This is a genomic window from Ruegeria atlantica (assembly GCF_013032005.1).
Taxonomy (GTDB): Bacteria; Pseudomonadota; Alphaproteobacteria; order Rhodobacterales; family Rhodobacteraceae; genus Ruegeria; species Ruegeria atlantica_A.
The window spans coordinates 676249-693474 of sequence record NZ_WQBE01000001.1; the positions used below are offsets into that span (position 1 = coordinate 676249).

A 17226-nucleotide genomic window follows, 5' to 3' on the forward strand; every position below is an offset into this window, starting at 1 on the left:
TCACGGCGACCGCCCTTCGCCAAGCCTTGAGTTCCAACCATCTGTTTCGCCAATTGACATTCTGCAACGGCTCTGGCCCTTTCGGCGCAGAACACCAGACGGAGGCGGGTCATGAAATTGTCGCAGCGTATTACTCATCTGACCGGCGGCGGCAGTGACGGTTGGGACGTGTTCTATCGTGCCCGTCGAATGATCAGCGACGGCTATGCTGTAGTCGAATTGACCATTGGTGAACATGACGTCCGAACCGACCCATCGATTCTGGAAGCCATGGACCTTTCGGCACGGCAAGGCCACACCGGATACGCGATGGTGCCCGGCACGGATTTGCTGCGCGATACCGTGGCCGCCCGGCTGCAGGCGCGCACCGGAGTTCCCACTACCAGAAACAATGTTTTGATCACGCCTGGTGGGCAATCCGCCTTGTTTGCTGCCCATGTTGCAGTCTGCGATCCGGGCGATGTTGGTCTGTATCTGGATCCATATTACGCCACCTATCCCGGTACGATCCGCGGTGTCGGAGCGGAAGCGCGGGCGATTCAGACAACCGCCGAAGACGCATTTCAACCGCGTGCCGAGCAGATTGACGCGGTCGCGGATGGCGCGGTGTCCCTGCTGATCAACACACCAAACAACCCCACCGGGGTCGTCTATTCCCGTCAAACGCTTGAAGGGATCGCCAAGGTCTGCCGCAAGCGGGATCTTTGGCTGATTTCGGATGAGGTTTATGACACACAAGTCTGGGAAGGCTCACATATTTCGCCGCGCACTCTGCCGGGTATGACCGAACGTACGCTGGTGGTTGGGTCGATGTCCAAGTCCCACGCCATGACGGGTTCGCGTTGTGGATGGATTGTTGGGCCAGAGGATGTAATCGCGCATCTGATCAACCTCGCTACGCATACGACCTATGGGGTTCCCGGGTTTATTCAGGACGCTGCTAGTTTCGCCCTGAACGCAGGTAACGTGCTGGAAGATCAAATCGCTGCGCCGTTCCGCAGGCGGCGCGCACTCGCCGTGGGTATTCTGAGCGCTCAGAACACTGTCGGGTTGGTTCCAGCGCAGGGGGCCATGTACCTGATGCTGGATATCCGCGCCACGGGACTCAGCGGAGAAGCATTCGCCAACGCGCTGCTGGATACGCACGCCATTGCCGTGATGCCGGGTGAGAGTTTTGGGTCCGCCGCCGCCGGCCATATCCGCGTGGCCATGACCATTGATGACGAACGGTTCGGGTCCGCTTTGTCGACGATTTGCGAATTTGCGACGGAAATAGCCGGTCGTCACGCCGCGGCCAGTTAACGGGTGTCAGAACCGGAATGAGGTTCGCAGGTTAAAGACATTCGAATCCAGGGTGCCATCTGATCGGGTGACATCGTCAAACTCCTGCCGCAACGCCTCGCCGCTGATGACAAAGCGGTCGCCGATGGGATAGGCCACGCCAATTCCATACACAGCAGCGGTATCGTTATCGACTGAGCTATCGACCCGGGACGCACCGATCACGACATAACCCAAAGCCGGGCCAAAATCATAGCCGCCGCGCAGCTTCAGGCGGGTCATGCTGTCCAGGGAACCCTCGCCCTGCCCCAAGTCCAAAGACAGGCTATTGTATTCAAGCTCGCCGCCCAAAACAAAATTCCCGAAGTCGCGGTCATAGCCAATATGTGGCGCGAAGGTCAGATCATCGCCGCTGGAGCCATTCGGGCCTTCGGCATCTGCATATCCAAAGCTAAAACCTGCATAAGCCCCGGTCCAATCCTCAGCCAATACCGGGGTCGCGAGGGACACCAATGTTGTGAGACTGAGGGCCTTAAGGGCTTTCATTAATCTCTCCTAAAAACCTTTCGCCGCAGAGACGTTCGGTTAAGTCATGTTAACTCAAAAACTTGGTACATGATCATTAAATTTCAATTGAGATCACAAACCACTCTTAAATAAGTGAAGGAACTATAACAGATTTTCAGGTGCCAAAGAAAAAAACTTGAGCAGACAAAAGAAGAGTGTGACATCTTCATGTATACTTCGCTTTTAGGCGCCCAGGTCGCAAACAGAACAGATTGTGATCAGGTACATCGGGAAACTTCAGGTCAATAGGTGAGGACCTGCATGCAAAACGACGTTTGGAAGATTCGACTGGTCAGCCGCACCATTGGTGCGGATCGTGGTCGTGCGGCACGTGGGCGGCCGTCAGAGGCTTAGATCAACCCTTCTGACAGCCAATTACCCATCGGAATCCGAACCATGAACGATCAAACCCGCACCTCATCCCGCACCGGCGGTCGCGCCGCGCGTCGCGCTGCCCGTGCAACTGCCCTGCCCGAACATTTGCGCCCTGTCCGTGCAGGTATGGAAGGCGGCACTCTCAATGTGCTGACCCAAGCCCAAATCGAGCGCATCCACGAAGCCGCCTTGACCGCATTGGAAACCATTGGTCTGGCGGATGCCCCGCCAAGCGGCATCGACTACCTGGTCGGCGCCGGATGCATCCTGGGTGACGATGGCCGCATCCGGTTCCCGCGCGCGTTGGTGGAAGACACGATTGCCAAGGCCAACCGCTCGGTCACTCTGTACAGCCGCGATGGAAAGACCGACCTAGAGTTGTCTGGCACTAAGGTTCACTACGGCACCGCCGGTGCTGCCGTCAGCATGGTGGATGTACACGGGCGGGAATACCGCGACTCGACCGTTCAGGATCTGCACGATGCTGCGCGCATTTGCGAACAGCTAGAAAACATCCATTTTGTTCAGCGCCCCATGGTTTGCCGCGACATCGCGGACAATCTGGAAATGGACCTGAACACGATCTACGCCGCCTGTTCAGGCAGCTTCAAACATATCGGTACGTCCTTTACCGAACCCAGCCACGTTGCCCCCGCGGTGGAAATGCTCCACATGATCGCCGGCGGCGAAGACAAGTTTCGTGAGCGGCCCTTCGTGTCGAATTCGAACTGTTTTGTCGTGCCCCCGATGAAATTCGCGACCGAAAGTTGCGAAGTGATGGAAGAGTGCATCAAGGCCGGGATGCCGGTTCTGCTACTGTCTGCTGGCATGGCTGGCGCGACTGCACCTTCGACCATTGCCGGTGCGATCACACAGGCCACTGCGGAATGTCTGGCCGGTCTGGTTTACGTAAATGCCGTAAGCCCCGGCGCACCGGCAGTTTTTGGCACTTGGCCTTTTGGTCTGGACCTGCGCACAGGCGCGATGTCAATCGGTTCGGGCGAACAGGCCCTGCTGACGGCCGGCTGCGCGCAAATGCATCGGTTTTATGACCTGCCGGGTGGTGCTGCGGCTGGAGCATCGGACTCAAAGCTGCCCGATATGCAGGCCGGGTGGGAGCAGATGTGTTCCAACGTCATGGCGGGCCTGTCAGGTTTGAACATGGTATACGAAGCGGCGGGCATGCATGCATCGTTGCTGGGCTTTTGCCATGAGAGCCTGATCCTCAGTGACGACCTGATCGGTCAGGCACAGCGCTGCGTACGCGGGATCGAAGTCACCGACGAAACCTTGGCCTTGGACCAAATCGCCGAGGTCTGCATTGGCGGGCCGGGTCACTATCTGGGCACCGATGCCACGCTCAGCCGGATGCAGGCGGACTATGTATATCCCGTTTTCGGTGACCGCACCTCACCCAAGGAATGGGCCGAGCTTGGCAAACCCGATCTGATCGAAAAGGCGATCAAGCGGAAGGAAGAGATCTTGTCGATGCCGTCCCCGGCGCGTTTTGATCCACTTCTGGATGCTGAACTTCGGACCAGATTCAATATTCACCTTCCCCAATAAGATACTGAAAAGCGGCCAGAAATCCTCTGGCCGCTTTCTTTAAGGTGTTAGCCGTCGGTTGGCGGCAGCAATCCTGCTTCCTGTGCCACGGCAATCTCGGCCTCATCCAGCGCGCCGTCGCCGTTGGCATCCATTGCCGAGAAACCATCCGTGTCCACTTCAGGCAGAACCGCCTGCACTTCTTCGATGGTCAAAACGCCGTCTCCATTTGTATCTGCCGAGGATTGTGCGACGGCCAGCGTCGGCAGTCCAAGGGCAAGGGCGGAAATAGCGGCCAGAGTTTGCGGTTTCATTGTGATGCCTCCTGATTGAGTTTTTTGCATGTTTGCGTCCGGACAAGCCCTACAAACACCGCACGCCGGGCTGCTGTCACCCGCATTGCGGGACTAAGCCACTTTCGCGCCAATCTTTGCGTGTTTTTCCGAGTCGCGTCTGCGGCGAGCCGCTGGGCAAAATTCCCCCATCACGTCTCGGCGGGTCTTGCCCGATGAAGAATGCACAATCCGGCAGAACCCTGCCTAACTTCCCATTCACGGTTGAAAAAAAGAAAGGGGGCCGAAGCCCCCTGTCAGTTTCGCCTTCCAGGCTCATTTCGTTGACCGCCCGGTGTTTTTTTGCCTGCGGCCTGGACTGCGCATGGGACGAGCGCACCCGCCCCGTGAAAGAGTGGGAAAGAGCAAATATTCCGCCCCACCCTGTTCCCGGCCGACACGGGCATGTCGACCGAGTGGAGCAAGACGCCTAGTGGTAAGTCTCAGGCTATGCCTTGCCCCGTATTCGTCGGGACCGAATATCCGAGGGGAAATTCAGGTCCCTACACCCCGCGTGGCGGGGCGTTTGCCTTAGCTACACCCGCTGGTCCCGCCGCAGGTGTTGCATTTCATGCAGGTGCCGTTGCGCACCAGCGTATAGTTTCCACATTCGCCGCACGGGTCTCCTTCGTAGCCCTGCATCTTGGCTTTGGTGCGAGCATCCATGCCTGTGGCAACCGCTGTTTCCGCGACCGGAGCCTCGAACGATGCGGCGGTTTCCGCCATGCCGTTCACCTCGGCCTGACCGCCGTTAAACACGACAAGATCCTGCGGCAGACGCTTGCGAAGATACCCGGTTGAGCTGATTTGTTTTAGCACTTCCAAAGACTTAGTCGCTGCACTTTCACTGATTTCAGAGACGTTTGAGACACCCTCTTCCTCGCCCCGGCCCAGATCATCGAAGGTTGCACCTTCGGGCTTCACGTGCGCCAGATCGGTTCGGTCCAGATAGGACACGGCCAGTTCGCGGAAGATGTAATCCAGGATCGACGTCGCGTTCTTGATCGAGTCGTTGCCCTGCACCATTCCCGCCGGTTCGAACTTGGTGAAGGTAAAGGCATCGACGAATTCTTCCAGCGGTACGCCATATTGCAAGCCTACCGAGACAGCGATGGCAAAGTTGTTCATCATCGCCCGGAAGCCAGCGCCTTCCTTGTGCATATCGATGAAGATCTCGCCCAACTTGCCGTCTTCGAACTCACCGGTTCGCAGATAGACCTTGTGGCCGCCCACGATCGCTTTCTGAGTATAACCCTTGCGGCGATGCGGCAGTTTCTCGCGGTGGCTGCGGATGATTTCCTTGACCACAACCTTCTCGATCACCTTTTCAGCCAGAACGACGGCCTTTTCCTGCGCCGAGCCGCTTTCCAGCACTTCGGCCGCCTCGTCATCATCCTCGACCAGCGCCGCTGCCAGCGGTTGCGACAATTTTGAACCGTCGCGATAGAGCGCGTTGGCCTTCACACCCAGCGACCACGAAAGCTCATAAGCCTTTTGGCAATCCTCGATGGTCGCGTCATTCGGCATATTGATCGTCTTCGAGATCGCACCCGAGATAAAGCTCTGCGCCGCCGCCATCATGGTGATGTGGCTATCAACCCCAAGGAAACGCTTGCCTTTCTTGCCGCACGGGTTGGCACAGTCAAAGATCGAATAGTGTTCTTCCTTCAGATGCGGCGCGCCTTCCAGCGTCATGGTCCCGCAAACATGGTCATTGGCTGCTTCGATATCCGCGCGGGTGAAGCCCAGATGGCGCAGTAGGTCGAAGGTGGGATCGTTCAGCTTGGTTGCCGGGATGCCCAGAACGCCGGTGCAGAAATCCTCGCCCAGTGTCCACTGATTGAACACGAACCGGATATCAAAGGCGCTTTCTAACGCGGCGTCCACCTTGGCCAGCTCATTCGGGCCAAAACCGTGACCGGTCAGCGAGGTGTGGTTAATCCCCGGCGCGTTGCCGATAGTGCCGTGACCAACCGCATAACCGACGATTTCTTCGATCTGCGACGAGGAATAGCCCAGCTTTTCCAGCGCGGAAGGCACCGAACGGTTGATGATCTTGAAGTAACCGCCACCGGCCAGCTTTTTGAATTTCACCAGTGCAAAGTCGGGCTCGATCCCGGTGGTATCGCAATCCATCACCAGACCGATGGTGCCTGTCGGCGCAATCACGGTGGCCTGCGCGTTGCGGTAACCGTTCTTCTCACCGAGGCTCAGCGCCTCATCCCAAGCGGACATGGCCAGATCGATCAGACGCTTGTCCGGGCAGTTACCATGGTCCAGTGGCACCGGCTTTACGGCCAATTTCTCATAACCATCGGTCACGCCTTGCGATGCACGACGGTGGTTGCGGATGACGCGCAGCATGTGGTCAGCGTTGCGCTCATACCCCTTGAAAGGTCCAAGCTCGCCTGCAATCTCGGCCGAGGTCGCATAGGCGACACCGGTCATGATCGCGGTCAGCGCGCCACAGATCGAACGCCCCTCGTCCGAGTCATAGCTGTAGCCCATGTTCATCAGCAGGCCGCCAATGTTGGCGTATCCCAGACCCAAAGTACGGAAATCATAAGACAGTTGCGCGATTTCCTTGGATGGGAACTGCGCCATTGTCACCGAGATTTCCAGCGTCAGTGTCCAAAGGCGCGAAGCGTGCATATAGTCCGCCGCCTGGAACTCACCATCCTTCAGGAAGGTCAGCAGGTTCATCGACGCCAGGTTACAGGCCGTGTCATCGAGGAACATGTATTCCGAGCACGGATTCGAACCGCGGATCGCACCATCTTCGGGGCACGTGTGCCATTCGTTGACCGTGTCGTGAAACTGAATGCCGGGATCGGCGCAAGCCCATGCGGCGTGGCCAACCTTTTCCCACAGATCCCGCGCCTTGACGGTCTTCGAGACTTTGCCATCGGTGCGGTTGATCAATTCCCAATCGGCGTCTTTCTCAACGGCGGTCAGGAATGCGTTGGTCACACGGATCGAGTTGTTCGAGTTCTGGCCCGACACCGAGCTGTACGCTTCCGAATCCCAATCCGTATCATAGGTCGGGAACTCAATACTGTCATGGCCCTGCTTGGCGTAATCCAAAACGCGCTTGATGTAAGTTTCTGGGATCGCAACCTTTTTGGCTTCGCGAACCGCTTTCTTCAGGCTGTCATTCTTGTTGGGATCATACGCATCGTCCTGTGCGCCGTCCCAGCTGCGGATGGCCTCGAAAATGCCGTTCAGCATCTTCTCGTGCATCTTCGATCCGGCAACGATCGAGGCCACCTTCTGCTCTTCGATCACCTTCCATTCGATAAATTTTTCGATGTCAGGGTGATCAGCATCGACGATTACCATCTTTGCTGCTCGACGGGTTGTTCCGCCTGATTTGATCGCGCCAGCGGCGCGGTCGCCGATCTTGAGAAAGCCCATGAGGCCCGAGGACTTACCGCCACCCGATAGCGCTTCACCCTCTGCACGCAGATGGCTGAAATTGGTCCCGGTGCCCGAGCCGTATTTGAACAGGCGCGCCTCGCGCACCCAAAGATCCATGATGCCGCCTTCGTTCACCAGATCATCATCGACGGACTGGATGAAGCACGCGTGCGGCTGCGGATGCTCGTATGCGGATTTCGATTTGGTCAGCTTGCCGGTCTTGTAATCGACATAGTGGTGACCCTGCGCGGGGCCATCGATTCCGTAGGCCCAGTGCAGACCTGTGTTGAACCACTGCGGGCTGTTCGGTGCGGCGCGCTGAGTCGCCAGCATATAACGCATCTCGTCAAAGTAAGCGCGCGCATCCTCCTCGGTCGAGAAATAGCCGCCCTTCCAACCCCAATACGCCCAAGCGCCCGCCAAGCGGTCGAACACCTGCTTGGACGAGGTTTCGCCACCGAATTCAGCACCTTCTGCAGGAACTGAGCGCCACAGAAATTCGGGAACGTCCTTTTCCTTGACCTTTTTCAGAGCCGACGGAACGCCAGCCTTACGAAAGTACTTCTGAGCGATGACATCACTGGCGACCTGGCTCCACTTTGCGGGGATCTCGATTTCATCCAGTCGGAAAACAATGGTGCCGTCCGGGTTCCGTATCTCAGATGTCGCAGAGACAAAATCCAGTTCTGCGTATGCATCTTGCCCCGATTTGGTGAATTTCCTGTCAATCTTCATGTCCGCAGCCCTAGATTCAATCAACTTGTCCGTTCGCGTCAGATGCATTTCAGCGATCCGCACGCCATGCCTGAAAATTGGGCGCAAATGACCGGTCGCTGTCTTTAACAGCGCGAAACCGCTTATACGGTTGCACGTTTAATAGATGTGCTTTCCGACCCTCGCCCTATGCCTTACCCTGGTTATGCTACCAGATTTAGTGGCATGTCTTTCGGCCCATACAACTTGGCGTATTCGGCCATAGATCGTCAACGCCATTTTCATTCATTTTTGAAATCTTTTTTGTTGACCAAACGGTTCCAAAGGGTCCGCGGGCGTTGGATTCCGATTCCTCCACAGGTTCATCCACGGGATAAAGCACTGCACTTGAAAATCGCACAACAGGATTAACTGTTTTTATCAGCAGAGTTACCGGCATTTGATAATCTCGTTGTAAGGTGGATAGGCTGAATGAGAATCACAACACCACCGGTCGCGCGGCCAGACAGGAGGCATAACGTGCAGAATAGAAAATCGAGAGTGTCAGAGTGGATGACCGCGTTTCGATTTCTGCCCGCAATGGCCCTTATCGTGGCCTGCGCACCACAAGATATGCCCCCTCCGACCCGCAGCGCGCAGTTTGAAACATATCCCGAACGGTTGTTTGACACCTTTGAGACTCAGTGCGCTGGGCCAGGAGAAAAGTTCGAAAAAGTGGGGAATCGGGTGTTTGAGTGCCAGGAGTTTCTTCCTCCGGACACCACCGCGTTTCTGATTCTCAATTATGATGGCTACCCGCAGGACCTGCCCAAAAGCGTCATGCGCATGACGTCGACCAAGAACACTACCGGGTATCGCGTGGATGCCGAATTGTTCTTCAATGTGCCGCAAAAACAGGGCCCAGCCGTCAAAGTTCCCGTAGAGAGCAAAGCACTGGATCAAGCGTTGGGCGCGCTGTTCCAAAAGATGGGTGGTTCACTAACATAAGAGGAAGAAGTGGTCGGGGCGGCAGGATTCGAACCTACGACCCCCTGTACCCAAAACAGGTGCGCTACCAGACTGCGCCACGCCCCGGACCGTGCGCCTTCCTAACGTTGCCATTCTGATTTGAAAAGCCCTAACACGGCCAAATTGCAGGACCTTGCGAAAAAATTTCGTGCTGCATCTGTGTTCCTGGGGTGATCAGGTAACGCGCCGCCAATCCAGCGTTGATTTCCAGGACTGCATAAACCGAATCTCCGCCTTCAATCAGTGATTCATCCCCGGGAATCGCGTTCTCATGCACATGAACAACAGCGCCTGTGCGATCCAGAAAAATGATATCCAAGGGAATCAGCGTGTTTCTCATCCAAAAGGCGACTGGCTGCGGCGGATCGAACACGAACAGCATTCCAGACCGTTGCGGCAGCGACTCGCGAAACATCAATCCACGCGCCCTATCCTGCGGACTGATTGCAAGCTCGACGTTGAAACTGACCTGAGTTTTGTCGTTCCGCAGCCCGACACGATCCACCTGGCACGCAGCCAGCACGTTACCGGCCCACAGCATTGTCACACTTGCAAGAACCGTTAACAGTCTGATCATCTGGTATTATTCGTCCAGTGCCGCTTCCCAGGCCAGGACCTGAGCCGCCATACGCCCGCGTTTGCCATTAATGACGCGCATCGCCAACGCTTCGCCTGGTTGCAGATCAGCCAGACCAGATCGGCGCAGCACCTCGATATGCAGGAAAACGTCTTCGTCCCGACCAAAAACATTGGCAAAGCCAAAACCCTTGCCCTTGTCGAACCATTTCACCCGCGCCGCTTCCAAAGGAGCCTCCGCGATCACAACCGGATCAAGTTCCGCGAAATCAGCCAACATCATTGAGTCGGTGCGCGCCGGTGGGTCTACGCTGACAACCTCAACCGCCTGAACGCCGCGGTCAGTGCGATGCGTCATGATCTCGATCCCGGCGCCATCGGCGACCGAGCTTTGACCAAAGTTACGTAACACGTTCACATGCAACAGAATATCCGGGCCACCTTCGTCGGACACAACGAACCCGTACCCCTTAGCGGGGTCAAACCATTTCACGTGTCCTCGAACGCGGTACATATTGTTCAGGTCTTCCGGCACAGCATTCCTATCGCGAAAATTAATAGTTCGTTAAGGGTCCGATGTGTATGGGATTGGCTCGCAAATTCAAGCTGAAAAAATCCTTTGATTTCTTTGTGTTGCATTTCACGATACGCGAATGTCATGGATTCAACCTTTGTACATCCCATGCCGAGTCTTCCTGATCCCGGCGCCACTGAAACCTGTCGTGCAACCGGAATGCACCATCGGCCCAAAACTCGATCTCGCTCGGCACTAACCTGTACCCGCCCCAGAACGGTGGTCGCGGTGGGTTCGGCCCCAATTTCGCGGTCACCTTTGCAACTTCTGCCATCAAAGCAGCCCGGCTGCTAAGAGGCTGAGACTGTTTCGAAGCCCAAGCCCCAAGACGGCTTTTTAGCGAGCGCGACGCATAATATTCATCGGCTTGCGCCCCGCTTTCCCGGGTTATTGTACCACGAACACGGATTTGCCGCCTCAATGATTTCCAATGCATTACAAAAGCTGCTTTGCCCGCCGAATCCAATTCGGCCGCCTTGGCACTTTCGTAATTGGTGTAAAATACGAAAGCGCTGGATTCGATTTCTTTCAACAGCACCATACGCACGTTCGGCATGCCGTCAGAATCGACGGTTGCCAACGCTATTGCATTGGGATCGTTCGGTTCGCTGTCTTTGGCCTCACCCAGCCACCGCCCCGCTATTTGAAACGGATCGGAGCCGGCGAAGATGCCGTCACGCTCGGTCATTTCCATCCCCCGGAAACTATTATTGGCCACCCTAGGGCGAGAACCCGCTGCGGGCAAGAGTACGCGGCCTTGATGCAGCGCATCCAATGGCATAAACCAACGCAACAAATCGCGAAGACAGGCGGAGAACCAAACATGTCAAATCAGTTGATGGCCGGCAAACGCGGCCTCATCATGGGACTGGCCAATGATAAATCGATCGCATGGGGCATTGCCCGCGCTTTATCCGATGCCGGGGCCGAATTGGCCTTTTCCTATCAGGGCGATGCCCTGAAAAAGCGGGTCGATCCACTGGCGGCGCAGCTGGGCAGTGAAATTGTTCTTCCCTGTGATGTGGGTGACGAGGACTCGATTGATGCTCTGTTCTCGGAATTGGAACAGAAATGGGGCAAGCTGGACTTCGTGGTTCACGCGATTGGTTTTTCCGACAAGAACGAGCTGCGCGGTCGGTACGTCGATACCAGCCGGGCGAATTTCAAGCTGACCATGGATGTTTCGGTCTACTCTTTTACCGCCGTCATGCAGCGTGCGGAAAAGATGATGTCCGAAGGCGGCAGTGCAATCACTCTGACCTATTACGGTGCCGAGCAGGTTATGCCGCACTATAACGTCATGGGTGTCGCCAAGGCCGCGCTGGAAGCATCGGTCAAATATCTGGCCGAGGATCTGGGCAAAGACGGTATCCGGGTGAACTCGATCTCTGCCGGTCCGATCAAGACGCTGGCCGCCAGCGGTATTGGTGACTTCCGCTATATCATGAAGTGGAACGAGTATAATTCGCCCCTGCGCCGCAACGTGACCATCGACGATGTCGGTAAATCGGCGCTGTATCTGCTGTCCGATCTCAGCAGCGGTGTCACGGGCGAAAATCTGCACGTAGATTCGGGGTATCACATCGTCGGTATGAAAGCCGTCGACGCCCCGGACGTTGAAAAGGGTTAACGCAATGAGCGCCAAGGACCGTCTGCCCCACGAAAAAGGCTTTCACATCAGTTGGGACCAAATCCATCGCGATTCCCGTGCTCTGGCATGGCGGCTGGATGGTCAAGGACCGGACGACGGTGCCTGGCGCGCGGTTGTTGCGATCACACGCGGTGGTATGGCCCCAGCCATGATCGCCAGCCGTGAGCTGGACATTCGCACCGTCGACACGATCAGCGTGCGGTCCTATCACCATCAGGAACAAGGTGAAGCCGAGGTGCTGAAAGCCCCTGATGCCGATCTGATGGGTGATGGTGAAGGCGTTTTGATCATCGACGATCTGGTCGACAGCGGCAAAACACTGGAACTGGTGCGTGCGATGTACCCCAAGGCGCATTTTGCCACTGTCTATGCCAAACCCAAAGGCCGCCCGATGGTGGATACGTTCATCACCGAAGTCAGCCAGGATACGTGGATCTTCTTCCCGTGGGATATGGCCCTGCAATATGTCGAGCCCTACCGCGGCACCGACTGATCTTTTCCTGAACATCTAGGATCTCGCATGACCCGGACACGCACCGCCGCCACCTTCGCCCCTCCGGTGATGGAGGCGCGGCGCTGGCTGGAAGGCGCGAATTTCCCTGACGACCAGCCTTTGATCAATGTCAGCCAGGCCGCGCCGGTCGATCCGCCCCCTTTGGCCTTGCGTCAGGCCATGGCCGAATTTGCGGTGACCGAGGATCGGGCCCATCTGTATGGGCCCGTGCTGGGCAATCCGGATCTGCGCACCGAACTGGCGGTGCAAATTGGTCAGCACTATGACGTCGAGGTCGCACCGGATCAGGTCGCAATCACCTCGGGCTGCAATCAGGCATTTGCCGCCACAATCTCGGCTATCACTGACGAAGGGGATGAGGTCATCCTGCCAACCCCATGGTATTTTAATCACAAAATGTGGTTGGACATGGCCGGGGTACATGCCGTTGACCTGAAGACCGGTGATGATCTGTTACCTAATCCTGATGCCGCCCGCGCTTTGATCACCGACAAAACCCGCGCCATCGCTCTGGTGACGCCGAACAACCCGGGTGGTGTGGAATACCCGGCCGATCTGGTGCGCGCGTTCTACGAACTGGCCCGTGAAAACGGTCTGCGCTTGCTGGTCGATGAGACCTATCGCGATTTCGACAGCCGCAGCGGCCCGCCGCATGACCTGTTCGCGCAGCCCGGCTGGGACGAGACGCTGGTTCACCTCTATTCCTTTTCCAAAGCCTATCGCCTGACCGGCCACCGGGTTGGTGCCATTGCAACCGGTGCTGACCTGCTATCCGAGGTAGAAAAATTCCTTGATACGGTGGCGATCTGCCCCGGTCAGATCGGCCAATTCGCGGCCCTTTGGGGCATGCGGAACCTGTCGCAATGGGTCGCCGGAGAGCGTGACGAAATCCTCGATCGCCGCGCGGCTATCCAAGAGCAGTTGCCAAACCTGACTAACAAGGGTTGGCGTCTGTTAGGCTTGGGCGCCTATTTCGCCTATTTCGAACATCCGTTCGATATCCCCTCGGACGAACTGGCCCGCCGTCTGGTGGCGGAGGCCGGCATCCTTCTGCTGCCCGGAACGATGTTTATGCCGCCAGATGATCCCGCCGGAAAACGCCAGATGCGCATTGCATTCGCTAATCTCGACCGCGCCGGTATTCAGCAATTGTTCGAACGGTTGCAAGCCCTGTCCTTCTGAGCTTGCCCCCCGGCGGTGCGCGTCGTATTCAGGGCCGCAACCGACAGGGCAGTTCCTTGCCACAAGATTAAGAGGGCACCATGGCCGCAGGCATGAAAAACCTATCGAAGACCTTTGTCTGGATTCTCATGGGCCTATTGATGCTGGGCCTTGCGGGCTTTGGCGCAACAAGCCTGACCGGCACCGTGCGCACCGTCGCGCAAGTTGGGAACGAAGAAGTTTCGATCAACCAATACGTTCGCGAATTGCAGCGCGAAATCCGCGCGGTCGAAAGCCAGACCGGCCAGCCCTTGCAAATGTCTCAGGCGCATGAGTTCGGTCTGGATCAGTTGGCCCTGTCGCGCCTGACCGCTTTGGCCGCGCTGGACAACGAAGTCGGTGAGCTGGGCATTTCGATCGGGGATGAGAACCTGCAAGAAGAAATCGTCGCCATCCCGGCCTTTCAGGGCGTCAACGGCACGTTTGACCGTGAGGCCTATCAGTTCCAGCTGGAACAGGCTGGCATGACGGATACCGAATTCGAATCGGATCTGCGCAAGGAGTCCTCGCGCACCATCGTGCAAAACGCGGTGATCAGCGGGGTTGAGATGCCTTCGCTTCTGACGCAAGTGCTGACGGACTATGTCGGCGCACGCCGCAGTTTTACCGTTGCGACGGTCGGGCCCGACGCCCTGACATCGCCTGTTCCTGCACCCACGGATGAGCAGATCCAGACTTACTATGATGAGAATCAGGATCAGTTCACCCTGCCCAGTACCAAGCAACTGACTTATGCGATTCTGTCGCCCGACATGCTGTTGGACAGTGTCGAGATTGATGAGGATGCGGTGCGTCGCCTCTATGATCAGCGTGCCTCGGAATTCTATCAGCCCGAGCGACGTCTGGTCGAACGTCTGACTTATCCGAACGAAGAAGACGCACAGCATGCGATTGCGCAGCTTGAGGTCGGTGGCACCACGTTCGAAAACCTCGTGCGAGATCGCCAGCTAGAGTTGAGCGATATCGACCTTGGCGACGTCACCCGCGAAGATCTGGGCGAAGCTGCTGATGCCGTCTTTGCCGCCGATCTGGACGCGGTTGTTGGCCCGCTGCCCTCGACCTTCGGCCCCGCGCTGTTCCGCATCAACGGATCGCTGGCCGAAAACAACACGCCGTTCGAAGATGCCGCCCCTGCCCTGCGCGAAGAACTGGCCGCCGACCGCGCGCGTCGTCAAATCGAAGCACAGGCCGAAGACATTGACGATCTGCTCGCTGGTGGTGCAACGCTGGAAGAACTGACCGGCGAGACCGAAATGGAATTGGGCCAGATCGACTGGACCCGCGAAAGCGGTGAAGGCGTCGCCGCCTATGACGGTTTCCGCGCCGCTGCCGAAGCCGTAAACGAAGGCGATTTCCCCGAGGTTGCGTTCCTCGAAGACGGTTCGATCTTTGCTTTGCGTTTGAACGAGGTGCTGCCCCAACGCCCCGAGCCTCTGGAAAGCGCACGTGATCGTGTGGCCGCCGCATGGACGCAGGTGGAAACCGGCAAGGCGTTGGCTGAAAATGCAAATTCCGTTCTGGAGCAACTGAATGCTGACGGCGATTTCACCGCCACCGGTTTGCCGTTCCGGGTTGAAAATGCGCTGACCCGCACCGCTTTTCTTGAGGATGTGCCGGCAGATTTCATGGGTCAGGTGTTCGAGATGGAACCTGGTGAGCTGCGCGTCATTCCTGGCGATGGCACGGCGTTTGTCGTGCGTCTTGAAGAATTGCTACCGCCCGCCGAAACTGATGAACTGCGCCAGGTACAGACCGCGCTGGAAGCACAGTTAAATCAGGCGCTGGCCCAGAACATCTTTGACGCTTATGTGCGCGACGCGCAGACCCGCGCCCGTCCCGTGATTGACCAACGCGCGCTGAACGCCGTGCAGTCGAGCTATTAAAAGAGACCGAACATGGCCCTGACCCCCGAGTTTGACAGCTTCGCCCGCGCCTATGAGGCTGGCGAAAATCAGGTCGTTTACACCCGTTTGGCAGCCGATCTGGATACGCCTGTGTCCCTGATGCTCAAGCTGACGGGCGCGCAGAAAGACGCCTTTATGCTGGAATCCGTGACCGGAGGCGAGGTGCGTGGCCGCTATTCAATCATCGGGATGAAACCGGACTTGATCTGGCGCTGCCGGGGTGAGACGTCCGAATTGAACCGCTCGGCCAGGTTCGATGCCGACGCGTTTTTGCCTCAGGATGGCAATCCGATGGACAATCTGCGCGCTCTGTTGGCCGAAAGCCGGATTGCGCTGCCTGACGATTTGCCTCAAGCCGCCGCAGGGCTGTTCGGTTATCTTGGGTATGACATGGTGCGTCTGGTCGAGTATCTGCCGGATGTGAACCCAGACCCGCTGGGCCTACCCGATGCGATTATGCTGCGCCCATCGGTCATCGCCGTTCTGGACGGTGTAAAAGGAGAGGTCACGGTCGTCTCCCCTGCCTGGGTCGCCGAGGGGCAATCCGCCAAGGCTGCCTATGCGCAAGCCGCTGAGCGTGTGATGGACGCAGTGCGCGATTTAGAACGCGCCATGCCCGCCGAGACTCGCGATCTGGGCGACGCCTCTGAAGTCGCGCCTCCGGTGTCGAATTTCACCAAATCCGGCTATATGGAAGCGGTTGAAAAGGCCAAGGAATACATCCGCGCTGGTGACATCTTTCAGGTGGTACCAGCTCAGCGTTGGACACAGGATTTCCCGCTGCCGCCCTTTACGCTCTATCGGTCATTGCGGCGCACTAACCCCTCTCCGTTCATGTTCTATTTCAACTTTGGCGGCTTTCAGGTAGTCGGTGCCAGCCCAGAAATTCTGGTGCGTGTCTTTGGCGACGAAGTGACAATCCGCCCCATCGCAGGTACCCGACCCCGTGGCGCAACCCCCGAAGAGGATAAGGCCAATGAGGTCGATCTGCTGGCCGACAAGAAAGAGCTGGCCGAACACTTGATGTTGCTGGACCTGGGCCGCAACGATACCGGCCGCGTGGCCAAGATCGGAACGGTGCGGCCAACCGAAGAGTTCATCATCGAACGCTACAGCCATGTGATGCACATCGTGTCGAACGTGGTCGGAGAGCTGGCCGAAGACAAAGACGCCTTGGACGCGTTCTTTGCCGGGATGCCTGCTGGCACCGTCTCGGGCGCGCCAAAAGTGCGCGCGATGGAGATCATCGACGAGTTGGAGCCTGAAAAGCGAGGTATCTATGGCGGCGGCGTTGGTTATTTCAGTGCCGGCGGCGACATGGACATGTGCATTGCTCTGCGAACGGCCATCGTGAAGGATCACAAGCTTTATATTCAGGCGGGTGGCGGCGTTGTTTTTGATAGCGACCCCGAGGCAGAGTTTATGGAAACCGTCCATAAATCAAACGCCATTCGCCGCGCTGCTGCCGATGCGTCCCGGTTCACAGGATCGGGCAACACATAAAAAAACGGCGGGCTTTCAGGGCCAGCCGTTTTTGTTGTTTCGAG

14 protein-coding genes and 1 tRNA gene are annotated in these 17226 nt (G+C 57.3%); 8 read left to right on the plus strand and 7 right to left on the minus strand.

Annotated elements, in window-relative coordinates; all coding sequences use genetic code 11:
* Nucleotides 1-111: 111 nt before the first annotated feature.
* A complete protein-coding gene (locus GOX21_RS03335; RefSeq protein WP_170375465.1) occupies nt 112-1302 on the plus strand; it encodes a pyridoxal phosphate-dependent aminotransferase in 1191 nt (396 codons plus the stop codon).
* Between the two features lie 6 nt (nt 1303-1308).
* Here GOX21_RS03335 and GOX21_RS03340 read toward each other — a convergent pair whose 3' ends face one another.
* Entirely contained in the window at nt 1309-1827 is a 519-nt protein-coding gene (locus GOX21_RS03340; RefSeq protein ID WP_170375467.1) for an outer membrane protein, read from the minus strand.
* Between the two features lie 417 nt (nt 1828-2244).
* Here GOX21_RS03340 and GOX21_RS03345 point away from each other — a divergent pair, with 417 nt between their 5' ends.
* Nucleotides 2245-3789, plus strand: a complete 1545-nt coding sequence (locus tag GOX21_RS03345) for a trimethylamine methyltransferase family protein (RefSeq protein WP_170375469.1) — start codon at nt 2245-2247, stop codon at nt 3787-3789.
* 47 nt (nt 3790-3836) lie between these two features.
* Here GOX21_RS03345 and GOX21_RS03350 read toward each other — a convergent pair whose 3' ends face one another.
* Nucleotides 3837-4082, minus strand: coding sequence for a hypothetical protein (locus tag GOX21_RS03350; protein ID WP_170358611.1), 246 nt, complete (start codon nt 4080-4082; stop codon nt 3837-3839).
* A gap of 549 nt (nt 4083-4631) precedes the next feature.
* On the minus strand, nt 4632-8252 hold the full coding sequence (locus GOX21_RS03355; protein ID WP_170358613.1) for a vitamin B12-dependent ribonucleotide reductase: 3621 nt from the start codon (nt 8250-8252) through the stop codon (nt 4632-4634).
* Between the two features lie 498 nt (nt 8253-8750).
* On the opposite strand from GOX21_RS03355, the gene GOX21_RS03360 reads away from it, so the two are divergent.
* Nucleotides 8751-9218 carry a hypothetical protein gene (locus GOX21_RS03360; protein ID WP_368039988.1) on the plus strand — a complete coding sequence of 156 codons (468 nt, stop codon included), beginning with the start codon at nt 8751-8753 and terminating at the stop codon, nt 9216-9218.
* A gap of 10 nt (nt 9219-9228) precedes the next feature.
* Here GOX21_RS03360 and GOX21_RS03365 read toward each other — a convergent pair.
* The 4 genes from GOX21_RS03365 to pdxH form a co-directional block, all read right to left on the minus strand.
* Nucleotides 9229-9305: transfer RNA gene (locus GOX21_RS03365), tRNA-Pro, on the minus strand.
* A 43-nt stretch (nt 9306-9348) separates the two neighbouring features.
* On the minus strand, nt 9349-9816 hold the full coding sequence (locus GOX21_RS03370) for a DUF192 domain-containing protein (RefSeq protein WP_170348816.1): 468 nt from the start codon (nt 9814-9816) through the stop codon (nt 9349-9351).
* 6 nt (nt 9817-9822) lie between these two features.
* Nucleotides 9823-10329, minus strand: coding sequence for a cold-shock protein (locus GOX21_RS03375; protein ID WP_174818762.1), 507 nt, complete (start codon nt 10327-10329; stop codon nt 9823-9825).
* A gap of 142 nt (nt 10330-10471) precedes the next feature.
* Nucleotides 10472-11077 (minus strand): pyridoxamine 5'-phosphate oxidase, encoded by a 606-nt coding sequence (pdxH, locus tag GOX21_RS03380; RefSeq protein ID WP_170375470.1) that lies wholly within the window; start codon nt 11075-11077, stop codon nt 10472-10474.
* A gap of 135 nt (nt 11078-11212) precedes the next feature.
* On the opposite strand from pdxH, the gene fabI reads away from it, so the two are divergent.
* The 5 genes from fabI (at nt 11213) to trpE (ending at nt 17182) form a co-directional block, all read left to right on the plus strand.
* Entirely contained in the window at nt 11213-12019 is an 807-nt protein-coding gene (gene fabI / locus GOX21_RS03385; protein WP_170348819.1) for an enoyl-ACP reductase FabI, read from the plus strand.
* A gap of 4 nt (nt 12020-12023) precedes the next feature.
* Nucleotides 12024-12533, plus strand: coding sequence for a xanthine phosphoribosyltransferase (gene gpt / locus GOX21_RS03390; protein WP_170348820.1), 510 nt, complete (start codon nt 12024-12026; stop codon nt 12531-12533).
* 27 nt (nt 12534-12560) lie between these two features.
* Complete coding sequence (locus tag GOX21_RS03395; protein ID WP_170348821.1) at nt 12561-13736, plus strand: aminotransferase; 1176 nt, start codon at nt 12561-12563, stop codon at nt 13734-13736.
* Between the two features lie 80 nt (nt 13737-13816).
* On the plus strand, nt 13817-15658 hold the full coding sequence (locus GOX21_RS03400; protein WP_170375473.1) for a peptidyl-prolyl cis-trans isomerase: 1842 nt from the start codon (nt 13817-13819) through the stop codon (nt 15656-15658).
* Nucleotides 15659-15670: 12 nt separating this feature from the next.
* Nucleotides 15671-17182 (plus strand): anthranilate synthase component I, encoded by a 1512-nt coding sequence (gene trpE, locus GOX21_RS03405; RefSeq protein ID WP_170375475.1) that lies wholly within the window; start codon nt 15671-15673, stop codon nt 17180-17182.
* Nucleotides 17183-17226: the final 44 nt, after the last annotated feature.

What these genes read in the sequence shown, in the direction of transcription:
- GOX21_RS03335 (WP_170375465.1), top strand. Translation starts at nt 112, where the DNA reads ATGAAATTGTCGCAGCGTATTACTCATCTGACCGGCGGCGGCAGTGAC.
- GOX21_RS03340 (WP_170375467.1), bottom strand. Translation starts at nt 1,827, where the DNA reads ATGAAAGCCCTTAAGGCCCTCAGTCTCACAACATTGGTGTCCCTCGCG.
- GOX21_RS03345 (WP_170375469.1), top strand. Translation starts at nt 2,245, where the DNA reads ATGAACGATCAAACCCGCACCTCATCCCGCACCGGCGGTCGCGCCGCG.
- GOX21_RS03350 (WP_170358611.1), bottom strand. Translation starts at nt 4,082, where the DNA reads ATGAAACCGCAAACTCTGGCCGCTATTTCCGCCCTTGCCCTTGGACTG.
- GOX21_RS03355 (WP_170358613.1), bottom strand. Translation starts at nt 8,252, where the DNA reads ATGAAGATTGACAGGAAATTCACCAAATCGGGGCAAGATGCATACGCA.
- GOX21_RS03370 (WP_170348816.1), bottom strand. Translation starts at nt 9,816, where the DNA reads ATGATCAGACTGTTAACGGTTCTTGCAAGTGTGACAATGCTGTGGGCC.
- GOX21_RS03375 (WP_174818762.1), bottom strand. Translation starts at nt 10,329, where the DNA reads ATGTACCGCGTTCGAGGACACGTGAAATGGTTTGACCCCGCTAAGGGG.
- pdxH (WP_170375470.1), bottom strand. Translation starts at nt 11,077, where the DNA reads ATGACCGAGCGTGACGGCATCTTCGCCGGCTCCGATCCGTTTCAAATA.
- fabI (WP_170348819.1), top strand. Translation starts at nt 11,213, where the DNA reads ATGTCAAATCAGTTGATGGCCGGCAAACGCGGCCTCATCATGGGACTG.
- gpt (WP_170348820.1), top strand. Translation starts at nt 12,024, where the DNA reads ATGAGCGCCAAGGACCGTCTGCCCCACGAAAAAGGCTTTCACATCAGT.
- GOX21_RS03395 (WP_170348821.1), top strand. Translation starts at nt 12,561, where the DNA reads ATGACCCGGACACGCACCGCCGCCACCTTCGCCCCTCCGGTGATGGAG.
- GOX21_RS03400 (WP_170375473.1), top strand. Translation starts at nt 13,817, where the DNA reads ATGGCCGCAGGCATGAAAAACCTATCGAAGACCTTTGTCTGGATTCTC.
- trpE (WP_170375475.1), top strand. Translation starts at nt 15,671, where the DNA reads ATGGCCCTGACCCCCGAGTTTGACAGCTTCGCCCGCGCCTATGAGGCT.